Source organism: Winogradskyella luteola (assembly GCF_019203985.1).
Lineage (GTDB): Bacteria > Bacteroidota > Bacteroidia > Flavobacteriales > Flavobacteriaceae > Winogradskyella > Winogradskyella luteola.
Window position 1 is genome coordinate 119,615 of the sequence record NZ_JAGSPD010000007.1, and the last position, 25,686, is coordinate 145,300.

The window sequence follows — 25,686 nt, forward strand, 5'->3', positions numbered from 1 at the left end:
TTCTATGTTTTAATTTTTGATTAATGACTTTATAAATGTATCTGAGATTTCCGTGAAATCTTTAAATACGTAATCTGCATGCGCTAAGACTTCTTCGCTTCCAATTCCGATGGAAATCATGTTCACAATATTAGCGGCTTCAACACCAGCTACTGAGTCTTCAAAAACAATGCAGTCTTCAGGCTTTGTGTGTAACAGTTCTGCTGCAATTAAAAAGACTTCAGGATCTGGTTTTGCTTTGCTTACATCATTGCCATCTACAATGGCGTTAAAATTCTCTTTGAGATGAACACGCTCTAAAATGGTTCTGGCATTTTTACTGGCAGAGCCTAGTGAAATGAGCTGTTTATTTTCTTTTAATAGGTTTAAAATTCTTGGAACATCTGGTAATATTTCATTCTCATCCATTTTAGAAATATGGCTTAAGTAATCATCATTTTTCTTAGCCATTAATTCTGTAAACTTTTCTTCGGAAATTGTTTTATTTCCCCAAGACAATATTTTTTCTAAAGAACGGACACGACTAACACCTTTAAGTTGTTCGTTTTCTTCTTCTGTAAAATCTATATCTAAACTTTTAGCGAGTTTTTTCCAAGCCAAAAAATGATATTTGGCAGTGTCAACAATGACACCGTCTAAATCGAATATGAAGCCTTTTTTTTGCATTAGGATAATTTTATTCTACTGATTGATAAGAAATTGCAGCTTTATCAGTTATTAAGAAATTACTTAAACCAGCAATGAGTAAGCTTACCCCTGCAATGGTCATGGCATTAATAGCTTTATCCCCCAAAAGTCCTGATATAAAATTAATACCACCTAGTGCTGCAATGATTTGAGGAATTACAATGAACATATTGAAGATTCCCATAAACATTCCCATTTTCTTAGGATCAACTGAACTGGACAACATAGCGTATGGCATCGAAAGAATACTTCCCCACGCTATACCTATTAACATAAAGCAATATTTGAGTTGTTCTGGTGACACCACCATCATTAGTAGAAATCCTAATCCGCCAATGCATAAAGATAGCATGTGTACGTATTTCCTATTGACATTACGTTTAGATGTGTAAAAAACTAGTAATAATGCAAAAGCCATAGATGACAAACCATAAACTCCCATGGCTGAACCTACAGAATTTGACGCCTTCTGAAATGCTGTATTTTCTACATCAAAAGCTTCCTTATCTGCAGCATTCGTCATATCATAATTTGTTTCAATTGGTGCAGGCATCTTGTATACATGCTCAGTTAATGCAGGGTTTGCCATACTCCACATAGTAAAAAAAGCAAACCAGCTAAAGAATTGTATAACACCTAATTTCTTCATGGTAGAAGGCATGCTGCCTATATTGTTAATGATGTCTGACACAAAACTATTTTTCTCTGCCTTCTCCTTTTCAAACTCTTCCATATTTTCAGGTGGGTACTCTGAAGTTGTAAAAACGGTGTAGAGAATACTAATTAAAAACACAAAAGCCCCAATAGCAAAAGCAACTTTAACTGAGTTAGGTACAATACCTAAATCCGCAGAATCACTTACACCCATTTCAGAAACCATCCAAGGTAAATTACTAGCTACCCAAGTACCTATTCCGATAATCAGTGTTTGCATTACAAAGCCATAAGTACGCTGAGATTCATCTAGTTTATCTGCAACCAGAGCTCTAAAAGGCTCCATAGAAACATTAATAGAAGCATCTAGGATCCAGAGAAAACCAGCCGCTACCCATAAAGCTGGTGAGTAAGGCACAAAAAACAAGGCAATAGAACTTAAAATAGCTCCAACTAGAAAATAAGGTCGTCTTCGCCCAAAGCGTGAGTGCCATGTTCTATCACTCATATAGCCAATAATTGGCTGCACAATCAAACCTGTTAAAGGTGCCGCAATCCATAACAGTGGAATATCGTGTTTATCTGCACCAAGGGTTTGGAAAATTCGTGACATAAAGCCACCTTGTAAAGCAAAACCAAATTGAATTCCTAGGAAACCGAAACTCATGTTCCAAATTTCCCAAAATCCGAGAATACGCTTTTTCATTAAATAGTATGTTTAAATTAATACTATTCTGACAAGCAAAGCTTATCAAAACCTATGTGTTGAAGTGAAAATATAAGTTTTGATTTGCGGTAAAGATATAAAAGATTTTAAAACCGCAATGTTAAATTTCTATTTGGTAGATTCGCGCTCAATCAAATCAGTAGCAATGATTACAGTTTGGTATTCCTCATCAGCATCCTCATTAATCTCATTCTCTAATTTATCAATTAAAAGGTCTGCTGCTTTTTCACCCATATGTTGTGCATGTTGACTCACAGTGGTAAGACTTGGAGTTGAGTGCTTGGATAAAACACCATCCGTAAAACCAATAACTTGTACATCGTTAGGGATATCTAAACCTAGCTTTCTGGCAACTTTCATTGCAGAAAGTGCGTATAATTCATTGACCGCAAAAACACCATCAATTTTTTTATTAGACTTAAATAACTGTTCTATTTCTGATTCGAGCTCTTCTAAGTCCACTTTATAATCTAGTGTGTCGTCAATTTTTAATATCAAATCTGCCTTAGGGGTCATTTTATGTTCTTCCAATGCTTCCAAATAGCCCTGTGTCCTTAGCTTTCCAACACTAACATAATCTTTAGTAGTTATTAAAGCAATGGATTTACATTTGTTTTCAATTAATTTTTTCACTGCATTTTTCGCACCGTTTAGGTCGTCAACAATAACCTTATCACACTTAATATCTGACACCACTCTATCAAACATAACAATGGGCATACCTTGGCTCATGGTTTCATTAAAGTGGTGATAGTCTTGTAGCTGTAAAGTCTCTTTAGAGATAGATAGTATAAACCCATCTATACTGCCATTGGCAAGCATATCCATGTTTATAACTTCTTTAGAAAATGACTCATTGGACAAACCGATGATTACATTATAACCCCTATTATTGGCAACCAATTCCACACCTCTAATTACCTTAGAAAAGAAATGATGTACAATTTCTGGAATTATAATACCAATGGTATTCGTTTTTCTGTTTTTAAGACTAAGTGCAATATTGTTGGGCCTGTAATTATAAAGCTTAGCAAATGCCTGTACTTTTTGCTTAGTGTCTTCACTTATTTCTGCACTATTTCGAAGTGCTTTTGATACTGTTGAGATGGACACATCCAATTCTCTAGCAATCTGTTTTAATGTAATTTTTCTCTTCATAATCTCCTTAACTCAAAGGACGAATATAACTAAATTATAAAATTTAAATTTCGAATTTCATAATTAAAGCTATATCAAATTGAAAATGTGGCATTTTTTGATGTTTTTATCCATATGTTAAACAAAACTTAAAAAGTTTTTAACACGAAAACGTTTTCGTGACATCTGTCATGTTTTTTAACACACAAATCACGCTAAATTTACATAGATTTAACACCAAGAAGTGAAAATATAAATCAATTAACTAAGCAATTAACTTAAAAATATTGTATGAAAACATTCTTAAATGCTTTACTATTCTGTTTAATTATGGTACCCGCAACACTGTTGGCACAAACAACAGTTTCTGGTACAGTCACAGATAAAGCAGACGCAATGCCTTTACCAGGCGTAAACATTATTGTTAAAGGAACTTCTCGTGGAACCGCTACCGATTTTGATGGTAAGTTCTCACTAGAGGTTAACCAAGGTGAAACTATCGTAGTATCTTATCTAGGCTATACGTCACAAGAAATTGTCTACAATGGACAATCCACATTAGATGTAGTTCTCCAAGAAGATGCAGCACAGCTCGATGAAGTTGTACTCATCGGTTATGGTTCTACAACTAAACAAGACGCCACGGGTGCAGTTGAAAAAGTTGGAGATGAAGAATTTAACCGTGGTGCCATAGTTGCCCCACAACAACTTATAGCGGGTAAAGCCGCAGGTGTACGTGTTACAACTGGTGGGGGTGCTGCAGGTGAAGGCGGTGAAATTAGAATACGTGGTGGAGCATCACTAGGAGGCGATTTTGGAGGAACAAATGACCCTTTAATCGTAGTCGACGGTCTACCTATTGATCAACGTGGTGGAGCGCAAGGTATTACAAATGCCTTGAACGCCGTTAACCCAGCAGACATTGAGGACTTTGTCGTCTTAAAAGATGCATCAGCAACAGCTATTTATGGTTCTAGAGCCTCTAATGGTGTTATTTTAATTACCACCAAAAAAGGACGGGCAAATTCACCTTTTAAAGTTGAATATGGCTTACAAGCTTCTGTACGCAATGTAGCAAATACTGTAGATGTATTATCGGCGAGCCAATACAGAGCTTTAGCGTCTGATCCTCGTTTTGATACGTCTTCTTTAGGTAATGCCAGCACAGATTGGCAAGACGAAATCTATTCTACAGGTGTAGGTATGATACATAATATAACTGTATCTAAAGGTTACGAAAATTTTAATTTTAGGGTTAACCTTAACCACTCTTCACAAGAAGGGCCATTAGATGGTCTGTTTGAGAGATCGGGTATTAACATGGCTTTTGTACACAGATTTTTAGACAACGATTTAAAATTAACATTAACGTCTAATCTTACATCTAGTGAATCTGATTTCGCTAATGATGGTGCCATAGGTTCAGCCGTTAGGTTTGATCCAACATTACCTGTGTTTGATGAGAATGGTGACTACACACAATATCCACTAAACCCTAATGCGCCAATCAATCCACTTTGGTTTTTAGATCCTGCCAACGATAACGACAGACAAACCGTTAAACGTGCCATTACAAACTTCAATGTAGATTACAGATTTTGGTTCTTAAAAGACCTGCGCTTTAACTTAAATGCTGGTATCGATTACGCAGAGAATGATGGTCACAGATTTGAGGCAGCAAGACCTAACATCGCAAATGGAGTACCTTTAAGTGAAGTGTCTTCTGGTCTTAATAGAAATACATTATTGGATTTCTATTTAAATTATAAAACTGATATTGAATCTATCAATACAAATATTGATATTACTGCTGGACATTCTTTTCAAGAATTTTATATTGAAGGTTTTTTTGATAGAACATCTAATGCAAGTATTAGTCAAACAGATATTAATAGAAATGCCCTTGAGTCTTATTTTGCCAGAGCAAGTTTTGATATTGCGGATAAATATTTAATATCTGCCAGTTACAGACGTGACGGTTCTTCTAGGTTCAATGAAAATAATCGTTGGGGTAATTTCCCTGGGGTTTCTGTGGGATGGAAAATATCCAATGAAGCGTTCATGGAAGACTCTTTTTTCTCTAACTTAAAACTTAGAGCAGGCTGGGGTGTTACAGGACAGCAAGAAATAGGTGAAAATTATGGCTTTTTAGGTATTTATACCCCATCTCGTAATGATGCAGCTAACATACAGTTTGGTTATCAACTATCCAATGGACAAATAGATTTATCTCAACCTATATTCTTACAAACACTTCGTCCAGAAGGATTTGATGAAAACATTAAATGGGAGGAAACAGATCAGTATAATGTCGCTTTAGATTTCGGATTTTTCAATAATCGTTTAAATGGTACTATTGATGCTTACTACAGAGAAACAAAAGATTTATTATCTAGAATTCCTACGGCTGCAGGATCAAACTTAGAGGATCTTCTTATAACCAATGTTGGAGAGGTTACCAGTAGAGGTTTGGAATTATCGTTAAATGGTGTTATATTCCAGAAAGAAGATTTTGGATGGGATGCCAATGTTAATGTCTCGTTTCAAGAACAAGAGATTACGAGTTTAAGCTTAAATAATGATCCAAACTATTTTGTTTTAACAGGTGGAATTTCTGGTGGTGTTGGTAACAATATCCAAATTTTAAGAGAAGGGTTTGATCCGACAACATTCTTTGTCTTTAGACAGGTTTATGATGATAATGGAAACCCAATTGAAGGGTCTTATGTAGATGTCAATGGTGACAACCAAATTACTGAAGCAGATAGACAACCTTATAAGAAAGCGACACCCGATGCCTTTATTGGTTTTACCAATAATTTTAGATACAAGAGTTTCGATTTAAACTTCACTTTTAGAGGAAGTTTTGGTAACTATGTATATAACAACAGTGCTTCTGCAAATGGTAACATTACCGCGGTAGTAAACCAAGCAGGTTATCAGGCCAATGCTCATTCTAGTTTCTTAGATACAGGATTTCAGAATCAAAATCTGTTTTCAGACTATTATATAGAGCGTGCTGATTTTGTAAGATTAGATAACATCTCTTTAGGTTATACTTTACCATTTGAAAAGATGACCTTAAGAGCATCTTTAACAGCAACAAATGTATTTGTCATCACAGAGTATGACGGCCTTGACCCTGAAATTGGTAATGGTATAGAAAATAATTTCTATCCAAGAACCAGAGATATTGTATTAGGGTTAAACTTTACATTTTAAAAAAAATGAAAATTAATTATATAAACAACAAAGCTATGATGTTAAGAACAATTAAAAGTATCTTAATGGTATTCGCACTTGTATTTATGGTACAATCTTGCGAGGACCGTTTAGACCTTGAGCCAGAAGACGCGCGTCTTACTGCAGAAGCTGCTTTTGAAGACCCTGCTGCATATAAGCAATTTTTAGCGAAAATTTATGCTGGAATTTCTTTAAGTGGGCAAGAAGGCCCTGCAGGAGATCCCGATCTTCAAGGGTTAGATGAAGGATTTTCCAATTACTTAAGACTGTACTGGAAAATGCAAGAATTGACTACTGACGAAGCTCTTATTGCTTGGAATGATGGTACAATTCAAGATTTACACAGCCAAGTATGGACTTCTGGTAATGAATTTATTAGAACTATGTACAGCCGTTTAATGTATCAAGTCGCCCTTTGTAACGAATTTTTACGCCAAACTACAGATGCTAAGTTAGATAGTAGAGGTGTATCTTCAGAATTACGAGCTGAAATTGAAACTTATAAAGCAGAAACGCGATTTATGAGAGCATTAACGTATTGGCATGCTATGGATTTATTTGCCAATCCCCCTTTTGTAACCGAAGATGACCCTATTGGTGCATTTCTTCCTCCTCAAATTCAAAGAGCTGATTTATTTGATTATATAGAAGCTGAATTATTGGATATTGAAAACGACATGGTTGCTCCACGTGCTAATGAATATGGTAGAGCCGATAGAGCTGCTTTATGGATGCTATTATCCAAGCTTTACCTTAATGCTGAAGTCTACACTGGAACTTCACGATATGCGGATGTTGTTACTTACACTAGTAATATTATAGGTGCAGGTTACACGATTCCTAATATTCCATATCCTAATTTGTTTTTAGCAGATAATAACTCTAATGGAGCTCAAGATGAAGTCATTTTCACTATTCCTTTTGATGGACAAAGAACACAAGTATTTGGTGGTATGACATTTTTAACCCATGCACCAGTCGGTGGGACAATGGATCCAGTTGATTTTGGTATCAATGGTGGTTGGTTTGGTATTAGAACTACACCAACCTTTGTAGAAAAATTCCCAGGGGAAGAAAACTCACTTGACGGCAGAGAATTGCTTTATACAGATGGGCAAAACAAAGACATTGCAGATGTTAGTACATTTACAGACGGGTTTGCAGTTGCTAAATATAGAAATGTAGATGTGAACGGTAACCCAGGTTCTGATGTTTCTGGAGATCATACAGATATTGATTTTCCAATGTTTAGATTAGCAGATGCTTATTTAATGTATGCTGAGGCTGTTCTACGTGGTGGTGGCGGTTCTACAAGTACTGCAGTAGACTACATTAATGAGTTGAGAGAGCGTGCGTATGAAAATACTAGTGGTAATATTTCTGCGGGTGATCTTACTTTAGATTTTATTATAGACGAGCGCTCAAGAGAATTATACTGGGAAGCGCATAGAAGAACCGATCTTATAAGATTTAATCAGTTCTCAAGTAACGGTGTTTGGCAATGGAAAGGCAATGTACAACAAGGTACAACAACTGAAGCATTCAGAGATATTATGCCATTACCAGCAACGGATTTAGGTATCAACACCAACTTAGAACAAAATCCTGGTTATAACTAAAATTAAATTATGAACAAAATGAAATTAATAAAAGTATTACCATTAGCATTATTGTTGGTGTTCTTTATGGCAGGTTGCGAAAAAGAAGATTCTGATTTCGTAGCTTCCAACAGTACTCCCATAGTGCTTGAAGAACTATCAATTTCTGATATAGTAATCGATGGTTCAAACCCAAATAATCCCGCAGTAACCTTTAATTGGGATAATGCAGACTTTTCTGAAGCTGTAGTAGAAAATTACTCGGTTGAGTTTTCATCTGACCAAGCTTTTACAAGCCCTGTTGAAGGCACAAGTACAGCTGGTACAAGCTCTGCAACTATGTCTATGAGTGCCTTAAACTCAACGGCTGACAATATAGGACTTGACCCATTAGTATCAGGTACAGCATATGTTCGTGTTGTTGGATCATTAGGTACCCAAAATGAGCTACCTGTAGTCTCAAACATTATTAGTTTTAATGTTACTCCTTTCTTTAACTACACATTTAACGACTTTTATCTAGTTGGTAATGGACTTGATATTGATGGTAATGGAATTTGGAACGATGACGACTGGAATAACAATAGCATTAATCCCCCTTTGTTTAGAGATCCAGTTGATAGTGATTTCTATACTTTTACAGCTTACTTTTCAAAAGGTAGTGGTGGCTTCGATAATGGGCGGTTTAAAGTATTAGAAAGCCGTGGAATGTGGCAACCTCAATGGGGAGTGATACCAGAACAAGGATCAGATACTATTGAAACTTCAGGTACTATTGCAGGTAACCCTACTACTCAGGATAGTGATCCAGGTAGATTCGGAGTTCCCTCTGATGGTTTCTACACTTTTACAATAGATTTTGATGCTATGACTTATACTATGAATCCTTATGATGCAAGTGGTGCGAGCGACTTTACGAGCATGACGCTTCAGGGTTCTGCACTTTCTACCAGCGTAAGCATGCAGCAGTCTACTTTTGACTCACATCTATGGTATATTAGTAGTGTTTCGCTATTACCAGGCGATCTTCAATTTGAAACTAATACAGGTTCAACTTGGGGAGGTACAACAGAATTTTCTGGTCTGGCAACCGAGGGGTCAAATAACATTCCTGTTATAGTAGGTGATGATTACGAAGTTTGGTTTAGCGACCTTACCGGTGACTACATCATGATTCCATTAAATCTCTAAAAAAATAATTATGAAAAATAACATCTATAAATTTTTAGGACTTTTCTTCATCATTGCAGTTGCTTTTACTGCTTGTGAAGAAGATGATTCCGTTAATATTACGGAGCCTGATCCAGCACTTATGCTAGATTCACCAACATCGTCAAATGTTGTTTTAAATTTTGGCTTACCAGATAATCCTGCATTGACCGTTACATGGACCGATGAAGTTACAGGAAGTAGTTCATATGATATTCAGATGGATATTGTAGAGGATTTTAATAACCCTTCTACTGTGGGGACTTCTTCAACTAATTCATTTGCTTTATCTACATCAGAATTAAATGCTATTCTAAATTCTTTAACTACCAGTTCATTAGAAAATGTACCACTTTTTGTTAGAGTTAGTGCTGGTGGTACTTTAAGTAACGTTATAGAGTTTTCTGTAACTGCATATCCTGTTGACGGTGCGGAAATAACAAATCCTTCTGCAAATGATAGTTTTCTATTGTCTTCATCTACCGTAGATGATACAGCAATAACTATAGATTGGGAAGATACTAATACAACTTCTACAACGCATGAGGTACAATTAGCAATTTCCGGAACGGACTTCGCAAACCCAGTACCATTAGGAAGTGTAACTGATGAAAGTAGTTTTTCTGCTACTCATGGTGATTTAAATGCTGTAGTACTAAGCTTAGGTGCACAGGCAGACAATGCTAACGATATAGATATCAAAATTGTTTCAACTAGCGTTAATACTTCAGGAGCGACAGACACTCGCACTTCTGAATCTGTTACAGTTTCAATTACACCTTATTCAGCAGCTTTTCCAAATTTATACTTAGTTGGAGATGCCACTACTCCTGGGTGGAATAACAACAATAATAATACTGTTGTTTTTAGAAATCAAGATGCTGCAAATAATTACGTTTATACAGGGTATTTTAATGTAGGGGCATTTAAGTTACTAGAAACGCCTGGCCAATGGCAACCTCAGTGGGGAACTAATGATGGTTCTACTTTAGCAGTAAACCCTGGAGGAGGATCTGACCCTGGAACATTCAATGTGGCAACAGCTGGTTATTATACCTATAATTTTACAACAGTAGGGGAAGGAGGTAGTTTCACAGTTACGTCTTATGATGCAACGAGTGATCCAATATACGGATCTATTGCTATTATAGGTACTGCTACACCAAATGGTTGGGATGATACAAACGATACCAATTTAATTCAAGATTCTAATAACCCACATTTATGGTACTTGAACAATGTAGAATTAACCAATGGTGGTGAAATGCTTATAAGAGCTGACGATCAATGGAATAACGTTTGGAGATATACTGGCTCTGATGAACTCTACGGACAAGCCAACTTAGCTGGAAGTGGTGATAATTTCCCTTTTAATGCACCGACCGGTTTCTATGATATTTGGTTCAATGACTTAGATGGTAGCTATGTTATTATTCCTAATTAATTAATATCATTTTTTTTAAAAGGGCTGTTTTAATCGACAGCCCTTTTTATTAATTTTTAAAAAAATAACTATGAAGAAAACTTTATTAATTAGCTGTTTATTTATTGCTGGCCTTATTTACGGTCAACAACAAACTGTGACCTATAGCATATTTCCTTCTTCTTTTGAAGATACTGATAACATTACCATAACTTTTGACGGAACAAGTATAAATGAGGGTTTATGGGGAGTTACAAATAATCAATTATATCTTTGGTCATGGTCTTTTGATATAAATGACACCAACGAACAAGATTGTCCAACAAATGGTGCTTGGACCAATTCTAGTGAGGACAATGTACTTACTTACAACAGTGGTACAGACAATTACTCTATTAGTTTTGTCCCAACAACGTTTTACCAGAGAACGGGTGTAGGCCGTATAGGTTTTTTGATTAAAGCAAAAGATGGCACTGGCGATAAAAAGAGTCAGGATATTTTAGTCGAAGTTGGTTCATTTCAAGTCACCTTAAATTCACCAACTGAAAATGAAGCCCAAATTGTGACTTCAGGCTCAAACCTTTCCATCTCTGCAACGAACACAAATGGCGATGCCAATTATGTACTTTCGTCGAATGGTCTAGTTATTGATACTCAGAATAGTATATCTAATTATAGCTATGATGTTAATAACATTACATCAAATCAATTTTTTAGTCTGGATGTCACACAAAATGGCAATACTATTACCAAATCATTCTCAGCAGTTGTAAATCCTGGCAGTAATGAAGCAGCAATACCTTCAGGACTTAGTGATGGCATTAATTATAATTCTGGTGACCCAACGAGTGTAACCCTTGTTTTAGATGCGCCACTGAAAGATTTTATTTATGTAGCCGGAAGTTTCAACAATTGGCAGCCTACATCAGCTTACGCAATGAAAAAAGACCCAGGCTCTACAAAATTCTGGTTGGAACTAACAGGTTTAACATCTGGGCAAATTGAAACTTATCAATATTGGGTTTTAGATGAAACACCAATTGCAAATTCTCCAACATTAGTTAAAACTGCAGATCCGTTTTCTACTTTGGTTTTGTCTCCTTTTGATGATTCGGGCGTTCCTGCATCTTCTTTTCCAAACCTTCCTGCATATCCAAGTGGTCAGGAACGTGAGGTAACAGTATTGCAAACAGGTCAAACACCTTACAATTGGCAGGTCACAAATTTTAACAAACCAAATAAAGAAGACCTCATTATTTATGAAGTTTTAATAAGAGATTTTGATGCCAACAGAAACTATCAAGATTTAATAAATCGCATGGATTATTTTAAAAATCTGAACATCAATGCTATTCAATTGATGCCAATTATGGAATATGATGGCAATGAGAGTTGGGGCTACAATACTGGATTCCATATGGCTTTAGATAAGTATTATGGTACACCAGATAAATTTAAGGAATTTGTGGATTTGTGTCATCAAAATGGTATTGCAGTAATATTGGATATCGCACTTAATCATGCCACTGGTCGTAATCCTTTGGTACGCATGTGGATGGACGATGCCGATGGAGATGGTTGGGGCGGACCAAGTTCAGAAAGCCCTTATTTCAATACTGTACCTCAACATAACTATAATGTTTTCAATGATTTTAATCATCAGAGCACTTTAACTCAAGATTATACCAAGAGAGTGGTACGTCAATGGATAGAAGAATATAAAATTGATGGATTTCGTTGGGATTTAACCAAGGGGTTCACCCAAAATTGTGGCCCTGGTTCAGCAGCAAACTGTACAGATACATATCAGCAAGATCGTATAGATGTCCTTAGGTCTTATGCCGATTATTCTTGGGCATTGGATGATACACATTATGTAATTTTTGAACATTTAGGACAAGATGGTGAAGAGCAACAATGGGCAAATTATCGTCTTAATGAATCTGTTCCTAAAGGTATCATGATGTGGGGTAAAATGACCAGTGAATATACAGACTTAGCCCAAGGCTTTGGTGCAAGTATTAATCGTATGGGACATCAAAGTCGTGGATTTACAGAACCGCGTTTAGTTGGCTATCCTGAAAGCCATGATGAAGAGCGTGTAATGTACGAAGCCGTTACCTTTGGAAATAATTCAAATCCATCGCACAATGTAAGAGACTTAAATACTGCACTCTCAAGAATGTCTGCAATAGGTGCCGTATCGACAATGATACCTGGACCTAAAATGATTTGGCATTTCGCCGATTTAGGAATGGATGATTCAATCTGGACTTGTTCTGATGGTGTTACTGTTCAAATAGGTGATGATGGTTGTAAACTGGCAACAAAACCACAACCCCAATGGGCAAACAATTGGCTTTCGGATGCATTAAGAAGCCAGATTTACGAAGATTGGTCCAAGCTACATACATTAAAAGTTGAAGAACCTGTTTTTGAAGGTGATTACAGTATCACTACCAGTAATGGAAACCTTACACAAAGGATAGATATTTTTGATACCTCAATTCCGACTTCACAGTTGAGAAATGTGATTATTTATGCAAATTTTGATGTTAACACTAGAAGCATAAATACAGATTTTCCTAACGGTGTTACTTCTACTTGGTACGACCTTATGGATCCGACAGGAAATACAACAGTGAGTGATATATCGCTTTCAATAACCATACCTGCTGGTCAGTTTAGAATCTTAGGAAATCAGCCTTCAGATGTTTTGAGTATAGATGATAAAGAATTATTTGCTTTTACTATATACCCAAACCCATCTAGGTCAGCATTTAGTGTTAATACAAATGTCTCAGATATTGAAATCTATGACTTAACAGGAAAAATGGTAAAATCTTTTAATGGCGATTTTACAAGAACAGATACGTTTGATATTTCTAATCTTAATACTGGAATGTATATAGTAAGAGTAGAAAATGGCAATAAACAAACCATGACAACCAAGTTAGTCAAGCTCTAATTATTAAGTGTTATTTGAGCAAAAAAGGGCTTCTCGACGAGAAGCTCTTTTTTTTATTGCTTTTAAATATCAATCCTATTCTCAATGAAATATTTTGTGTTTACTTTGTTTGTATCATTATTCATATCTGTCAATGCGTAGCAAATAGAAAAACACCTTTGGAAAAATCGTGTAATACTTGTTATTTCAGAAAATAAAAAATCTGATTTATTAATGTTCCTGTTAGAATTACTTGATAAACCTAAAGAAATAAAAGAGCAAAAGCTTATCATCTATCAATTACATCCAAAAAAGTACAAGATCGTGAACGCAAAATGGAAATGGCTGGATTGATGGTTCTAAAATACATCAAAAACACAATCCAAATGACCACGAGTTTAAAGTTGTTTTAATTGGATTAGATGGTGGAATGAAACTTAGTCAAAATAATATCTTGACTGCTGAAAATTTATTTTCAAAAATTGATAGTATGCCTTTGCGCAATAGGGAGATAAAAACAGCCATAAATAAAAATCTTTTATATCTAAGGAAATTAAGTATTATGCACACTTTGTTGTGTTTTATGATTACAGCATTATGATTTTTTGACCATTAAGTTTAGACTTAATCCTATTAGGTGATTATATACTTGTTTAACCCAAAAGCCCCTAACTTAGCTGCCATTCCCGCGAATCCTGATAAGGTACCTACGGACTTTCCACCAAAAAAATCACTTGGTAAGGTTTGAACATTTCCGATTGCAATTTGAAAACCAAATAGTATGACTGCCATTAATATTACAGCAATTTCTTGCCCGCCAGGATTAGACATAGCAAATAAAAAGTTGGTGGCATAATTACAAATCCGAGTGTAATTATGCTACCAACTTACGGATTTTGTTTACTGACCATCCTGCTTTTATACAATTTTGCGCCAACAACCCTCCAAACCATGCGCCAACCATTGCCCCAACATAAGGTACCCAAGCATAGAAACCAATAGATTTTACATCCATACCGTAAACTTCAGGTATCCAGAAAATAAAGAGCCACCGTATTGGATCTATAGCTGCTGCTGCAATAATACCCCCAACTTTCTTTATGAGATAGCATTTTACCAGTATCTGGATTATAACCTTCATCAAAATCCCCATCTTCGTCTAAATCCTGATTTTTCTGACCAGTTAATATATATTTGCGTTCTTCTTTTGTAATCCATGGATGTTTAGATGGCGATGATTTTACCAATATCCACCATGGTATAAGCTACAATAAGCCCACCAATCCCACCAAAATAAAAATATAGTGCCAATCAAAATCCAAGTGTAGGAAATGCAATGATACCACCTATGGCTGCACCAGAATTAAAAATCACCTGCGCGAGTGCACGTTCTTTTGTTGGAAACCATTCTGCATTGCCCTTTGCAGCACCTGGCCAATTTCCTGCCTCAGAAACACCAAGGAGTGAACGGAAAATAGTAAGACTTACCACTCCTCTTGCAAAAGCATGTAAAGCTGTCGCTATTGACCAAAACCCTATAGAGAGTATAAAGCCAACTCTTGTTCACAATTTATCAAAGATTTTTCCGAAGATAGCCTGCCCAAAAGCGTAGGAAAGGATAAAAAATATTGAAATTAACGCGTATATCTCTTTTCGTTCGTCGGCTGTTCTTTCAGGATAAAGCTCCTCGGCCATATCAGGCCACAATACAGGAAGTGCCTGGCGATCTATGTAGTTGATTACCGTGACCAAAGCTATTAAGCCAATAACCCACCATCTTAAACCTTTAATATTCATCTATTTTTGATATAATTTTATAAATTTTAGGACTGATAGCAATATTGATACAGCACACTAAAATGATCTTTCATTTTCTTTTTGGCCAGTTGCGGATTTTTTTGCCTTATGACATCAAAGATTGCTTGATGCTCATCTATACCTTTTGTTGCCAAATCTTTATCACATATATGATATTTTTCAAAGTTGGTTATGATTCCAGGTGTTATAATTAACATAAATGTATTCATGGTGCTATTTCCACTAGCTTTAGCAATAGCTAAATGAAATAATAAATCTTCTTGAACGGCATCTTTGCCTTCATTTACTTTTTTAGTGTAGGCATCCAAGGCCTCTTTCATTTTTTGCAAATCTTTTTCAGTTCTTCTAAGAGCTGCTAATCTTACTGTTTTAAGCTCTAGTAATATTCTTGTTTCAACTAATGATTTAAAATCAGGATCCTCAAGTCTTAATATATCCTCAATCATCCCGTTCATTGCTATAACTCCTATGTTTGCGACAAATGTTCCGCTTTGAGGTATAGATTTCAACAAACCGTAAAATTCTAACTTTTGAATAGCCTCTCTAACACTGCTCCTCGTTACTTCAAACTTTTCTGACAACATCCTTTCTGAAGGCAGCTTGTCACCTGGCTCAAGATTCTTATAATTAATAAGGTCTCTTATTTGAGAGATAATAGTCTTTTGAAGACCAAGACCATCCATTTTCTGTAATGTTTCTAAGTTCATATTTCCCTGTAAATTATTGATTGGTTAACCAGATTAATGCTCTTAAATTTATGTAATTTAATTTACAACAAGTAATAATTATTGAAGTTCTATTATGTTAAAAAAGAACTCAATACTTCAAGGTAAAATATGGTACAATTTCCCATGGATAACATTTTTTAGCTCTTTAATGACTAACCTCTAATTCATAAAACTTCTCTTTTGCGTATGCTCCTTCATCTCTTGTCTGGAAATAATTACCTGCTTTAAAATAATTCTCGAAAGGCCATTTATCTAGACTAATATCTTCATAGACATATGATTCATCTTCATTTAACTGAACTTCAATTCTAGCATCTGACGCTGAAATCATAAAATCAAAAGTTTCATAACCAACATAACATAAATTAACCTTGATATCTGCCCAGGTATTGTTGTACACATCAAATAAATCAAAACCCGAAGTGGATTCATCTACCAATGATTTTTTATGGGGACCATACGTAACCATCTTTCCAATATATCTTAATTAATGGTGGGCCGTTATTTCCACTAAAGCCATAGGTATTGATGTCTGCTTGGGGGATAATGCCATGTATCTGCATTACTATTACTTTATGGTAATCATCTGAGGAAGAATTGTTTTCTGAAACATCGACTAATTTTAGCCTACCACGCATTTCACCTCCTTCAAGTAAAGTTCAATTTTCCTTAGAATTATTCGGATTTATTAATTCTCTTAGTTCTGTTCTGGAATAAGAACTATTTGTTGTTGAAACATCAGGAAATGTATAGAGCACAAGTGATGAATCTTCCGTATCGTCATACATGTAAAGCTGAACAGCCTCCAAAGTTTGATACCCGTAATTGGTAAGCTCATGGGGTTTATATTCATCTGGTTTGCCATTATTGTCTTCATCAATAGGTAAAGTGACTTTCCAATTGGAAAAATCAACATCAGCAAATTCTTCTTCGTCAATACCATTACCTACACCATCATCTATTGTAGATGGATCATTGGGTTCAGCACGATCTGTATCATCACTTTTAGAACAACAAAACACAAGTGATGTACATAATACTAAAATGAGCTGTTTGGCTTTCATTATAAATTGGTTTACCAGATATATAAATATTTTGCTAAAGTGCAAACATCTGACCGAATTTAATATTGATAAGAATGAGAAGCCTTAACTGTTTTACCGATTACAAAAACAACGAAAAGTGACTAATTGAAATTAAAGACCATAAGTCTAAAAGAAAGGTTTTTGTTTTTTGTTCAAGCAGACAAGCAAAGCATATATCCATAAAAAAAGCCTCAGTTATATACTGAAGCTTAATTTAGTACAGGCGGCGAGACTCGAACTCGCACACCTCGCGGCACTAGATCCTAAGTCTAGCGTATATTGCACCAAAGAAACACAAATACTCTCATTTTTAATGATTTAAGTGTTTGTCAATTTTCTTTAAAGTCATATAATATCATATGATATCAATATTTGTTGTACCTATGTTGTACCCAAACGCAGATAATAATTTGTATCTTTACATAAGTACTTAATCAAATGATATCCTGATTTGACTTTCGCAAAATAGGTCAACGATGTCAGCAAGTGCAAAAATAGTTCTACGTAAAAAGCCCAACACCAAAGGGCTTTATCCACTTGCAATTCGAATAACTAAAAATCGACGCTCTACTTATAAACTTATTGGTCATTATATAGATTTAGAGGATTGGGATTCAAAAAATAATGAAATCAAAAAATCCCACCCAAATTCTGAAAGTTTAAATAACCTCATAACGTTAAAATTATCTGAAGCTCGGAAAGGTCTTATTGCTCTACAAACCAACAATAAAGATGCTTCTGCAAATCAAATTAAAAAAGAGATTTACAAACCCACATCAAACCTAACATTTTTTGATTTTGTTGATGAACACCTTGAAGCTCTAGAAGTTGAGGGGAAAATGAATCGTCTTTCTACTGACTCAGCTTGGGTTAGTTATATAGAAAAATATTGTAAAGTAAGACATCTAACTTTTCAAGAAATCGATGAACGGTTTCTCAAAAAATTTAAAATATATTTAAAAGGCAACTGTTCTCTTACCGAAACTACCGCAATGAATGTCATGGTTTTTATTCGTCTGTTATTCAATAGAGCGATTAAGGATAAGGTTGTAAGTAAAGAGCTTTATTGTTTTGGGCCAGGAAAATTCAAAATAAAATTTCCAGAAACTGTCAAAGTTGGACTCTCAGAGAAAGAGTTAAAAGTCATCGAGAGCTTAGATAACCTATCTGATGTAGAACGTCATTCATTGAATGTATGGCTTTTTAGTTTTTACTTTGCTGGAATGAGGGTTTCAGATGTTCTAAAAACAAGATGGTCTCAAATTTATGATGGTAGATTACATTACAGAATGGGTAAAAATTCCAAATTGCTTTCTCTCAAAATACCATTAAAAATCTATATAATTTTAGAGGAATATGTTTGCAATAAGAATTATGATGATGACTTTATATTTCCAGAATTAAAAAAAGCTAATCTTGACGATGCTAAAGACTTATACAATAAAATTAAAACTGCTAATAAAAAATTCAACAAGAACTTAAAGTCTATTGCTCTGAAAGCTGGAATAAATAAGAAAGTAACAATGCACATTGCTCGCCACTCATTCGGAAATATTGCTAGAGACACCATCCACCCATTGATGCTTCAAAAGCTGTATCGTCATAGTGATTTAAAAACTACAATTAATTATCAAGCTAACTTCATTCATACAGAAGCTGATGATGCTTTGGAAAGTGTAATCAACTTTTAAGTTATTTTAAAAGCTCTTCGGAATAATAAAAATTTGCCGGCAAACCACCTGTATGCCAAAAGAGCACATTAGAGTTTTTCTCAATTTTGTTATTTTGAAGATGGTCTATCATTCCGTAAAACGCTCTGCCAGAATAAACAGGGTCTAACAATATACCTTCACTTTGAGCCAATTGCTTTATGGCCATCTTTTCGTTTTCAGTAATTACTCCATAACCAGGTTTATCATAATCTCTAATAAGTGTTGCATCTTTAATTGAGTATGTTTTTTGAATACTCAATTCTTTTTGACCTTGATGCAGTATCTCTAAAACAACATCGTCTAGTGTTTTATCTCCTAAACCAATTTTATCTATACTAATTGGCATTAGTTTTATATCAAGATCGTATAAATCTATACCAAGTTTAAGCCCAGCTTGTGTTCCGCCAGAACTTGATGCAAAGAAAATGTAATCGATTTTCAAGTTATTTTCTAAAAGTTGTTCCTTCAATTCTTTAACAGCATCTACAAAGCCGTAAGCTCCAAGTAAATTAGATCCACCATAAGGAATTTCGTAAACATTTCTTTTCTGTACTTCTAAATCTTGCTTTAATTTAATTATATCTTCCCCTTTTCTATTATCTCCAGTAAAATGAATTTTAGCTCCTAATAAATGAGAAAGCAATAAATTACCATTGTAATTTTTAGGCTTCTTACCACCTAACAGTAGATGGCATTCTAGTCCTGCTTTAGCACAAGCTGCTGCTGTTTGTCGGCAATGATTAGATTGTTGGGCTCCAGCTGTAATAATCGTATCACATCCTTTACTTAAAGCTTCATAAATAAAAAACTGAAGCTTTCTTACTTTGTTTCCGCCAGATGCTAAACCTGAATTATCATCTCTTTTGATATACAAATTATAGTTTGGATAGACTTTGGATAAGTTATCCATTCTCTCCAAAGCCGTAGGGAAAAAACCTAGTTTATACTTGTTATTCAGCATTTTACGCTTTATAATTTTTGATTCACACTAAGATAAGTTATATTTAGTACTCTCGGAATTTTAAGTTAAAATATTGTTGTACATGTGGTTATATGTTTTACTTAATTCAAAAATATCGATTTGTCCCAGAATACACCTACGCTTCTTCTATGCATTGGGTGGTGCTTTTCTTGTGCATAGTTATTAGCATAATCATAATTTTTCAACTTTTTAATATTGGATTTGGTAAGCGTCAAAACATTAAATCTAAGTATCGATATCTAATTTTAGCTATTATTTTTCTACTATATAATCTTTTGAATGGTTTATTACCAGACGATAACTTTCCTGGTCCTAGATTCCTTCAATACATAATAACTTATTCAATTTCAATTGTAATGTGCATCTATCTAGTTTGGTATTTATATAAAGAATTTAATATTAAAACACCAAATACATTTTTCAAAATAAAGAACTTAATTATCATTCTTTCCCTTTGTTTTGCATTACTTTTTGTAATCCCCTATTACTATACAGGCTCTCTAGATTTCGCTAGAAGTCTATTTCTAATTTTCCCTACTATACTTTCCATAGTTTTTATTGTGTATTTCTTTCTAGTGATTAAAAAGAAAACTAAAAGAGACCGCTATTTTAAAATCCAAACAGATTTAGGTTTAAGCTCAATTTTCTCTTTAGTTATGCTTCCTGCATTAACTTATTTCGGCGATTTTCAACCTATAACACATTCCATAATGACGTCATCATTCTTTTTCGTGACTATAATGGAAGTAAACAGCTATTTATATCGTTTAAAGAACACCTACAAATTAGATCAAGATATTGCAGACCTATACGGCCTTACAAATAGAGAAAATGAAATTGTACTTCAGATAATAGAAGGCTACAGTTATAAAAAAATAGCTGAAAACATGTTTATATCCTATGGCACAGTTAGAAAGCACGCTTCTAATATCTTTAACAAATCAAACTGTTCGAGCAGGCAAGAACTTATTGATAAAGTGAATTGATAAACTAATTTCAATAGCATTTATGAATTGTGTATAAAGTTCACATAGTAAATACGCAAAATTTACACAGTTTATAGTCATTAATCTGTCTGATTCTAACCATCTTTATTAAACTAACCTAAATCCGACCAAATACTACTAAAAAACCAATAGAAAATCTATTGGCTACTGTGTGCATAACTAAACCTTTGTGATGGATTTTACTTTACGCAATTCTATTTACGCTAATGAACTAGAAGAAATTGAACAACGTTCTTTACCTATTCTCGATACATCCAGACAAATTATCATATTATCACGAAACACATTAAATGATTTTAAAAAAGCCATTATTGAAAATGATTTTGATTCGGTGGTCAAGGAAGTAGAATTCTTCAAACACCAGAAGCAAGTCTCTTTAATCCAACTCATTTATTATACTGAAATAAGGTCGTTTGAACTTCAGTTTCCAAAATCAGAAGTTCAGAAACAAGAAAAGGTATTAAAGAAAAAACTTCGAAAACTCAACCGTTTTTACCTTTACAACATTGACTTTAACCAATATGTAGAACACAAGCTTAAACATTTTGATACGCAATATTACACCAGAGGCCATTTAGATAGTTTCTCAATTACATCATCAAAATTTTATTTTCAAGATCCCGATTTTAGCACACCACGTGATATGCTTTTAGGTAAAATACGAGCTTACAAGCTACTTATTGAGTATCTAAAAAATAAACTTCAACTTATTACCAAAAAACCTTCTATTTTAATAGACAATCCAAACCTAAAATGGACATCAACTAAATCTGCACTAACGGAATTAATCTATGCACTTTATTACAATCGTGTTATAAATAATGGAAATATTGATATTAAAGAAATTGCTATTGCACTACAAAGCGTATTACATTTTGACCTTGGCGACTTCTATAAAATATTCTCAGAAATTAAATCTCGTAAAATAAGTAGAACTAAATTCTTAGATGATTTATCTAATGGGTTACTTCTACAAATGGAAAATTCTGAAGAGTAAAAACACCCTATAATTTTAACCACATATGGTTGACCTCCTGCTTTCTATTTTTTTTATTAAACTCGCTTACTTTCCAAACACTAAAACCAAAAAAACACAATCAAATCGCAGCAAATAACAGCAAATGTTATACTGTTAAATTTTGACCGTATCAGGTTCAACTTGTGATTAAAATCCATCAATACTATTCAAATTTGTAGAACGAAAGTCAAATCAGGTCAAGGACTATCATTTTAGTTGAAAGAAAAATGGTAGTTCTTTTCTAAAAATAGTTCTACTATGCCAGCAACAATTATTACTACAGATGATCTCAGAGATTTTAAACTTGAATTGCTCGACGACATCAAAAAACTATTAAGTAAACAAGCACAAGGTAAACTGAAGAAATATCTAAAATCTTCAGAACTCATGGACTTACTGCAAATTAGCCCTGGCACTCTCCAGAATCTTCGAATTAAAGGCACACTACCCTATACAAAGGTTGGTGGAATTATTTTTTATGATTCCGAAGAAATCCAAAAGGTTATGGACAACAACCGTGTGCATCATAAAACGGAATAAATATGTATGAATTATATAAAACATCTCAATGCTGTATTTCAAAAATTCTATGCAGACAAAAGGCTAAACACAACTCATGTCAGCTTGTATATGGCTTTGTTTCAGTTTTGGAATTTAAACCGATTTCGAGAAGAATTTTACATAGACAGGCAAGAAGTTATGGAACTCTCAAAAATTGGTTCGACAGCAACCTATCATCGCTGTTTAAAACAGATGGATTCATGGAATTATCTAAAATATTTCCCTTCACACAATCCATATAAAGGCAGTAAAATCAAGTTGTTCAATTTCGGTACAACCTCTGAACAAGTTGTGAATGAGTTTGAAACAAGTAGTGAACAAGCATTGATACATAATACAAACATTAATAAACAAATAGAAAACATAAATAAAACTAAGCTACCAAAAAATGAATTTGAAGTGATTGATTTTTTTAAAAAGAAAAAATGGCCTGCTAATGAAGCCAAGAAATTCTATAACCATTATCAAGGCATCGGATGGAAAATTGGTGGCAAAATAAAAATTGAAGATTGGCATGCTACAGCGAGTAATTGGATACTAAAAGCCAACGAATTTGAAACTGCAGATGCAGTTCCTCAAAAAAAGGACAACCTGAGAACCAATAAAAACAAAGATTATGGTCAACCCTTGTAAAATAGTCGAAGAACACAAAACATATGACATTGGCACGTTTGATGGCAAAGAAGTGATATACGATTTTGAAAAAATCTTAATCTACCTCGATGTTAAAGGAAAAATGCTCTTTGGTAACCAATTTAAAATCTACGAAGAAGACCGTCCAATCATTTTAAAACTCTGCCATTATTTTATAAAAGATAAAGAAAACTGTGAAAAAAACGAGATTGATCCCAACAAAGGCATTTTACTTTCCGGACCTGTTGGTTGTGGTAAAACGAGCTTAATGATTTTGCTAAAAAATATCGTTCCATTGCAAAAACCATACATCCTAATTCCTTCCAGGAATATCGTATTTGGTTTCAATCACATTGGTTACAAAACTATTGAAGACTATGGCTGTAGGCAGTTTTTCTGTTTTGATGATTTAGGTGTAGAACCCATTGGAAGACACTACGGAAAGGATTGTAACGTCATGGGCGAAATATTACTATCACGTCATGAACTTTTTATAAACCATCATATAAAAACACACGGAACTACAAACCTAAATGCTGAAGAATTAGAAGATTTATATGGCAATAGAGTCCGAAGCAGAATGCGAGAATTATTTAACCTCGTAGCATTCGATCAAGATACTAGCGATAAACGAAAATAAAAACTTAGAAATTATGAAAATAGCAACTTTTAATGTTCAGAACTTATTTCACAGAGACAGAAGCCTGTTAGAAAAATTAACCAAAAATTTAACTGTCGATTGGACAATAGAGCTTGACAAACTCATGGTCAAACCTTCTAAATCATTAAACCAACAAGATCGGATTAGAGAACTCTCATTTTTAATAGGCTTTGAAAAATCAAGTCCTCGACCTTATGCGGTTTTAAGACGAAAAGCAGGTTTTCTCTTTATGAAAGGTCTTAGCCATTCTATTGACAATAAAGCTGGAAATCTCACAGATTGGAATGGATGGATAAAACTTCAAACCGTTCCTATACATCCAAAGTCCACACAACATAAAGCTCAGGTCATCGCCAATGTAAATCCAGATATTTTACTATTACAAGAGATTGAAGACAGAGCATCGTTTGAGGATTTTAACCAACTCATTTTACCAGAGTTTGACTGCAAACCTTTTAATCACTCTTTTGTGATTCAAGGCAACGACATGAATAGTTTAGAAATGGGAATAGCATTGCGACAAGGCTATAATCTAGAAGCTGTTAGAACTCATAATATCAATGCAGCAACTAATGATGATGGCAAAAATTTGATTGAATATGAAATTAGTACACCATCAAAAGAAACTATTTGGTTATTAAATGCCTATTTAAAAAAATCCTCTAAAGACAGAAAGCAATCTGATAATATTAGAAAAAAACAAGTGTGCAAGATTGCTGAAGTTTATAAAAGAATGATAGCTGAAGGTAAAACCAATGTTATCATCGCAGGCACATTTAACGCGCCATCTTATTGTAATTCTTTATCGCCTTTAATTCAGGATACAGATCTAAAAGATATTACGAAACATCTCTCTTTTGAAGTTGATATCGATAAGGGTAATGATGGTACTTATTTTAGATTGGGCGCTTACAGAATGGGTGTAAATATTAAGCAAAAAGATTACATGTTGTTCTCTCCAGCTCTATTTGATAAAATGAAGGATAGTGGCTTAAATCGAAAAGCGATGTGGCCAGAAAAGCATCCGCAATGGTCTATCTACAAATCTGTTTCTAATAAAAATGTTGCTGCTAGTGAGCATCCTTTGGTTTGGGGGAATATTGACATTTAAACTACTTAATTTTATTTATCTCCTTAAAAGAAAAGTCTTTTAAAGCTTCATTTATGAAGGTATGTAGACCATTTTTTATTTCTTCAATCTTATCATTTGACAAATGGTTTGCGATTGAAGGATGAAATAAAATTCTCAATTGTTTATAAAATATAATCAGTCGGTTCGATGTATCTAAGATCGAATTATAATCCTCTTTATTGACAGTTTTTTGTGGAATTAAAATTTCATCTCTATAATCTACATAAAAACCAGCATTTTTTAGGTCATTAAACTTTTTAATGCCCTCAATCCTGCTAATAGCCGAACTAACATTTGATAGTACAAATGATGCATCTGATAAAAATTGCAATGTATTATTAAGCCATTTCTTTTTCGTGTTAGGAATTTGCCTTTTGAGTTTTCTATTTTCCCATCTATCAATTGTATCAAATAGAGACATTCCTGTTTCAATAAGCATTTGAAGCGAATGTCTTATTTCATGATTTTTAAAAAATCCTTTAGCATCTTTAAGTAAATACACTCTATACCCATGACTATGCAATAATACCAATATTGCTTTTATGACTTCTTCGGAACTCAAAATAAGTAAAGAACTTGCGCTGCTATATGATTTATTTACATCAACTAATACTGAAGAATCAGATTTTAAACGTTTTGCATTTTCAAAAATGTCTCTGTTTAAATCTTTAGAATCCTTTTTAGATAAATTTATAAAAGTTACTTCTTGCATTTTATTAATTAG

General features: G+C 34.2%; 24 protein-coding genes and 1 pseudogene. 13 read left to right on the forward strand and 12 right to left on the reverse strand.

Annotated elements, in window-relative coordinates:
* Positions 1-9: 9 nt before the first annotated feature.
* The 3 genes from pgmB to KCG49_RS10140 form a co-directional block, all read right to left on the reverse strand.
* The gene (gene pgmB / locus KCG49_RS10130; RefSeq protein WP_218546295.1) at positions 10-666 is read right to left on the reverse strand and encodes a beta-phosphoglucomutase; all 657 of its coding nucleotides are present in this window, start codon (positions 664-666) and stop codon (positions 10-12) included.
* A 10-nt stretch (positions 667-676) separates the two neighbouring features.
* The gene (locus KCG49_RS10135; protein ID WP_218546297.1) at positions 677-2,047 is read right to left on the reverse strand and encodes an MFS transporter; all 1,371 of its coding nucleotides are present in this window, start codon (positions 2,045-2,047) and stop codon (positions 677-679) included.
* A gap of 129 nt (positions 2,048-2,176) precedes the next feature.
* Positions 2,177-3,226 (reverse strand): LacI family DNA-binding transcriptional regulator, encoded by a 1,050-nt coding sequence (locus KCG49_RS10140; protein WP_218546298.1) that lies wholly within the window; start codon positions 3,224-3,226, stop codon positions 2,177-2,179.
* A gap of 270 nt (positions 3,227-3,496) precedes the next feature.
* On the opposite strand from KCG49_RS10140, the gene KCG49_RS10145 reads away from it, so the two are divergent.
* The 6 genes from KCG49_RS10145 (at position 3,497) to KCG49_RS16545 (ending at position 14,226) form a co-directional block, all read left to right on the forward strand.
* On the forward strand, positions 3,497-6,427 hold the full coding sequence (locus tag KCG49_RS10145) for a SusC/RagA family TonB-linked outer membrane protein (RefSeq protein ID WP_218546300.1): 2,931 nt from the start codon (positions 3,497-3,499) through the stop codon (positions 6,425-6,427).
* Positions 6,428-6,432: 5 nt separating this feature from the next.
* Positions 6,433-8,067: a RagB/SusD family nutrient uptake outer membrane protein gene (locus tag KCG49_RS10150; protein WP_256259950.1), complete on the forward strand. Its 1,635-nt coding sequence runs from the start codon at positions 6,433-6,435 to the stop codon at positions 8,065-8,067.
* Between the two features lie 18 nt (positions 8,068-8,085).
* Positions 8,086-9,237, forward strand: coding sequence for a SusE domain-containing protein (locus KCG49_RS10155; RefSeq protein WP_218546302.1), 1,152 nt, complete (start codon positions 8,086-8,088; stop codon positions 9,235-9,237).
* Positions 9,238-9,247: 10 nt separating this feature from the next.
* Positions 9,248-10,699: a SusE domain-containing protein gene (locus KCG49_RS10160; RefSeq protein WP_218546304.1), complete on the forward strand. Its 1,452-nt coding sequence runs from the start codon at positions 9,248-9,250 to the stop codon at positions 10,697-10,699.
* A gap of 70 nt (positions 10,700-10,769) precedes the next feature.
* A complete protein-coding gene (locus KCG49_RS10165) occupies positions 10,770-13,646 on the forward strand; it encodes an alpha-amylase family glycosyl hydrolase (protein WP_218546306.1) in 2,877 nt (958 codons plus the stop codon).
* 343 nt (positions 13,647-13,989) lie between these two features.
* Complete coding sequence (locus KCG49_RS16545) at positions 13,990-14,226, forward strand: DUF4174 domain-containing protein (RefSeq protein WP_369680359.1); 237 nt, start codon at positions 13,990-13,992, stop codon at positions 14,224-14,226.
* 32 nt (positions 14,227-14,258) lie between these two features.
* Here KCG49_RS16545 and KCG49_RS16585 read toward each other — a convergent pair whose 3' ends face one another.
* From KCG49_RS16585 to KCG49_RS10185, 7 genes and pseudogenes are all read right to left on the reverse strand, one after another.
* On the reverse strand, positions 14,259-14,456 hold the full coding sequence (locus KCG49_RS16585; protein WP_439901101.1) for a hypothetical protein: 198 nt from the start codon (positions 14,454-14,456) through the stop codon (positions 14,259-14,261).
* Between the two features lie 43 nt (positions 14,457-14,499).
* The gene (locus KCG49_RS16590; protein WP_439901102.1) at positions 14,500-14,766 is read right to left on the reverse strand and encodes a hypothetical protein; all 267 of its coding nucleotides are present in this window, start codon (positions 14,764-14,766) and stop codon (positions 14,500-14,502) included.
* A gap of 170 nt (positions 14,767-14,936) precedes the next feature.
* Entirely contained in the window at positions 14,937-15,173 is a 237-nt protein-coding gene (locus KCG49_RS16595) for an MFS transporter (RefSeq protein WP_439901104.1), read from the reverse strand.
* Positions 15,174-15,188: 15 nt separating this feature from the next.
* Positions 15,189-15,422 (reverse strand): hypothetical protein, encoded by a 234-nt coding sequence (locus KCG49_RS16600; protein WP_439901103.1) that lies wholly within the window; start codon positions 15,420-15,422, stop codon positions 15,189-15,191.
* A 26-nt stretch (positions 15,423-15,448) separates the two neighbouring features.
* Positions 15,449-16,150: a FadR/GntR family transcriptional regulator gene (locus KCG49_RS10180; protein WP_218546307.1), complete on the reverse strand. Its 702-nt coding sequence runs from the start codon at positions 16,148-16,150 to the stop codon at positions 15,449-15,451.
* 166 nt (positions 16,151-16,316) lie between these two features.
* Positions 16,317-16,640, reverse strand: coding sequence for a polysaccharide lyase family 7 protein (locus KCG49_RS16460; protein ID WP_256259952.1), 324 nt, complete (start codon positions 16,638-16,640; stop codon positions 16,317-16,319).
* A pseudogene (locus KCG49_RS10185) lies at positions 16,618-17,235 on the reverse strand (polysaccharide lyase family 7 protein). The gene KCG49_RS16460 and the pseudogene KCG49_RS10185 overlap by 23 nt, the downstream one beginning before the upstream one ends.
* Before the next feature lie 497 nt (positions 17,236-17,732).
* On the opposite strand from KCG49_RS10185, the gene KCG49_RS10190 reads away from it, so the two are divergent.
* The gene (locus KCG49_RS10190) at positions 17,733-18,947 is read left to right on the forward strand and encodes a site-specific integrase (RefSeq protein WP_218546308.1); all 1,215 of its coding nucleotides are present in this window, start codon (positions 17,733-17,735) and stop codon (positions 18,945-18,947) included.
* 1 nt (position 18,948) lies between these two features.
* On the opposite strand, the gene KCG49_RS10195 is transcribed toward KCG49_RS10190, so the two are convergent.
* A complete protein-coding gene (locus KCG49_RS10195; protein ID WP_218546309.1) occupies positions 18,949-19,929 on the reverse strand; it encodes a D-cysteine desulfhydrase family protein in 981 nt (326 codons plus the stop codon).
* Between the two features lie 296 nt (positions 19,930-20,225).
* On the opposite strand from KCG49_RS10195, the gene KCG49_RS10200 reads away from it, so the two are divergent.
* The 6 genes from KCG49_RS10200 to KCG49_RS10225 all read left to right on the forward strand — a co-directional run bounded on the left by KCG49_RS10200 (position 20,226) and on the right by KCG49_RS10225 (position 24,941).
* Positions 20,226-20,936, forward strand: coding sequence for a helix-turn-helix transcriptional regulator (locus KCG49_RS10200; protein WP_218546310.1), 711 nt, complete (start codon positions 20,226-20,228; stop codon positions 20,934-20,936).
* 193 nt (positions 20,937-21,129) lie between these two features.
* A complete protein-coding gene (locus KCG49_RS10205) occupies positions 21,130-21,954 on the forward strand; it encodes an RteC domain-containing protein (protein WP_218546311.1) in 825 nt (274 codons plus the stop codon).
* Between the two features lie 279 nt (positions 21,955-22,233).
* Complete coding sequence (locus tag KCG49_RS10210) at positions 22,234-22,515, forward strand: helix-turn-helix domain-containing protein (protein ID WP_028283588.1); 282 nt, start codon at positions 22,234-22,236, stop codon at positions 22,513-22,515.
* Positions 22,516-22,521: 6 nt separating this feature from the next.
* On the forward strand, positions 22,522-23,169 hold the full coding sequence (locus tag KCG49_RS10215) for a hypothetical protein (protein WP_218546312.1): 648 nt from the start codon (positions 22,522-22,524) through the stop codon (positions 23,167-23,169).
* Complete coding sequence (locus tag KCG49_RS10220; protein WP_218546313.1) at positions 23,153-23,809, forward strand: P-loop NTPase family protein; 657 nt, start codon at positions 23,153-23,155, stop codon at positions 23,807-23,809. The genes KCG49_RS10215 and KCG49_RS10220 overlap by 17 nt, the downstream gene beginning before the upstream one ends.
* Before the next feature lie 13 nt (positions 23,810-23,822).
* Positions 23,823-24,941, forward strand: coding sequence for an exonuclease/endonuclease/phosphatase family protein (locus KCG49_RS10225; protein WP_218546314.1), 1,119 nt, complete (start codon positions 23,823-23,825; stop codon positions 24,939-24,941).
* Between the two features lies 1 nt (position 24,942).
* On the opposite strand, the gene KCG49_RS10230 is transcribed toward KCG49_RS10225, so the two are convergent.
* The gene (locus tag KCG49_RS10230) at positions 24,943-25,674 is read right to left on the reverse strand and encodes an AbiV family abortive infection protein (RefSeq protein WP_218546315.1); all 732 of its coding nucleotides are present in this window, start codon (positions 25,672-25,674) and stop codon (positions 24,943-24,945) included.
* Positions 25,675-25,686: the final 12 nt, after the last annotated feature.

Bases quoted from the DNA above. Each gene is read 5' to 3' on its own strand.
- KCG49_RS10215 (WP_218546312.1), top strand. From the start codon at position 22,522: ATGAATTATATAAAACATCTCAATGCTGTATTTCAAAAATTCTATGCA.
- KCG49_RS10225 (WP_218546314.1), top strand. From the start codon at position 23,823: ATGAAAATAGCAACTTTTAATGTTCAGAACTTATTTCACAGAGACAGA.
- KCG49_RS16590 (WP_439901102.1), bottom strand. From the start codon at position 14,766: ATGAAGGTTATAATCCAGATACTGGTAAAATGCTATCTCATAAAGAAA.
- KCG49_RS10195 (WP_218546309.1), bottom strand. From the start codon at position 19,929: ATGCTGAATAACAAGTATAAACTAGGTTTTTTCCCTACGGCTTTGGAG.
- KCG49_RS16585 (WP_439901101.1), bottom strand. From the start codon at position 14,456: ATGTCTAATCCTGGCGGGCAAGAAATTGCTGTAATATTAATGGCAGTC.
- KCG49_RS10210 (WP_028283588.1), top strand. From the start codon at position 22,234: ATGCCAGCAACAATTATTACTACAGATGATCTCAGAGATTTTAAACTT.
- KCG49_RS10160 (WP_218546304.1), top strand. From the start codon at position 9,248: ATGAAAAATAACATCTATAAATTTTTAGGACTTTTCTTCATCATTGCA.
- pgmB (WP_218546295.1), bottom strand. From the start codon at position 666: ATGCAAAAAAAAGGCTTCATATTCGATTTAGACGGTGTCATTGTTGAC.
- KCG49_RS10165 (WP_218546306.1), top strand. From the start codon at position 10,770: ATGAAGAAAACTTTATTAATTAGCTGTTTATTTATTGCTGGCCTTATT.
- KCG49_RS10230 (WP_218546315.1), bottom strand. From the start codon at position 25,674: ATGCAAGAAGTAACTTTTATAAATTTATCTAAAAAGGATTCTAAAGAT.
- KCG49_RS10190 (WP_218546308.1), top strand. From the start codon at position 17,733: ATGTCAGCAAGTGCAAAAATAGTTCTACGTAAAAAGCCCAACACCAAA.
- KCG49_RS10205 (WP_218546311.1), top strand. From the start codon at position 21,130: ATGGATTTTACTTTACGCAATTCTATTTACGCTAATGAACTAGAAGAA.
- KCG49_RS16460 (WP_256259952.1), bottom strand. From the start codon at position 16,640: ATGGTTACGTATGGTCCCCATAAAAAATCATTGGTAGATGAATCCACT.
- KCG49_RS10220 (WP_218546313.1), top strand. From the start codon at position 23,153: ATGGTCAACCCTTGTAAAATAGTCGAAGAACACAAAACATATGACATT.
- KCG49_RS10155 (WP_218546302.1), top strand. From the start codon at position 8,086: ATGAAATTAATAAAAGTATTACCATTAGCATTATTGTTGGTGTTCTTT.
- KCG49_RS10180 (WP_218546307.1), bottom strand. From the start codon at position 16,150: ATGAACTTAGAAACATTACAGAAAATGGATGGTCTTGGTCTTCAAAAG.
- KCG49_RS10140 (WP_218546298.1), bottom strand. From the start codon at position 3,226: ATGAAGAGAAAAATTACATTAAAACAGATTGCTAGAGAATTGGATGTG.
- KCG49_RS10150 (WP_256259950.1), top strand. From the start codon at position 6,433: ATGAAAATTAATTATATAAACAACAAAGCTATGATGTTAAGAACAATT.
- KCG49_RS10145 (WP_218546300.1), top strand. From the start codon at position 3,497: ATGAAAACATTCTTAAATGCTTTACTATTCTGTTTAATTATGGTACCC.
- KCG49_RS10135 (WP_218546297.1), bottom strand. From the start codon at position 2,047: ATGAAAAAGCGTATTCTCGGATTTTGGGAAATTTGGAACATGAGTTTC.
- KCG49_RS16600 (WP_439901103.1), bottom strand. From the start codon at position 15,422: ATGAATATTAAAGGTTTAAGATGGTGGGTTATTGGCTTAATAGCTTTG.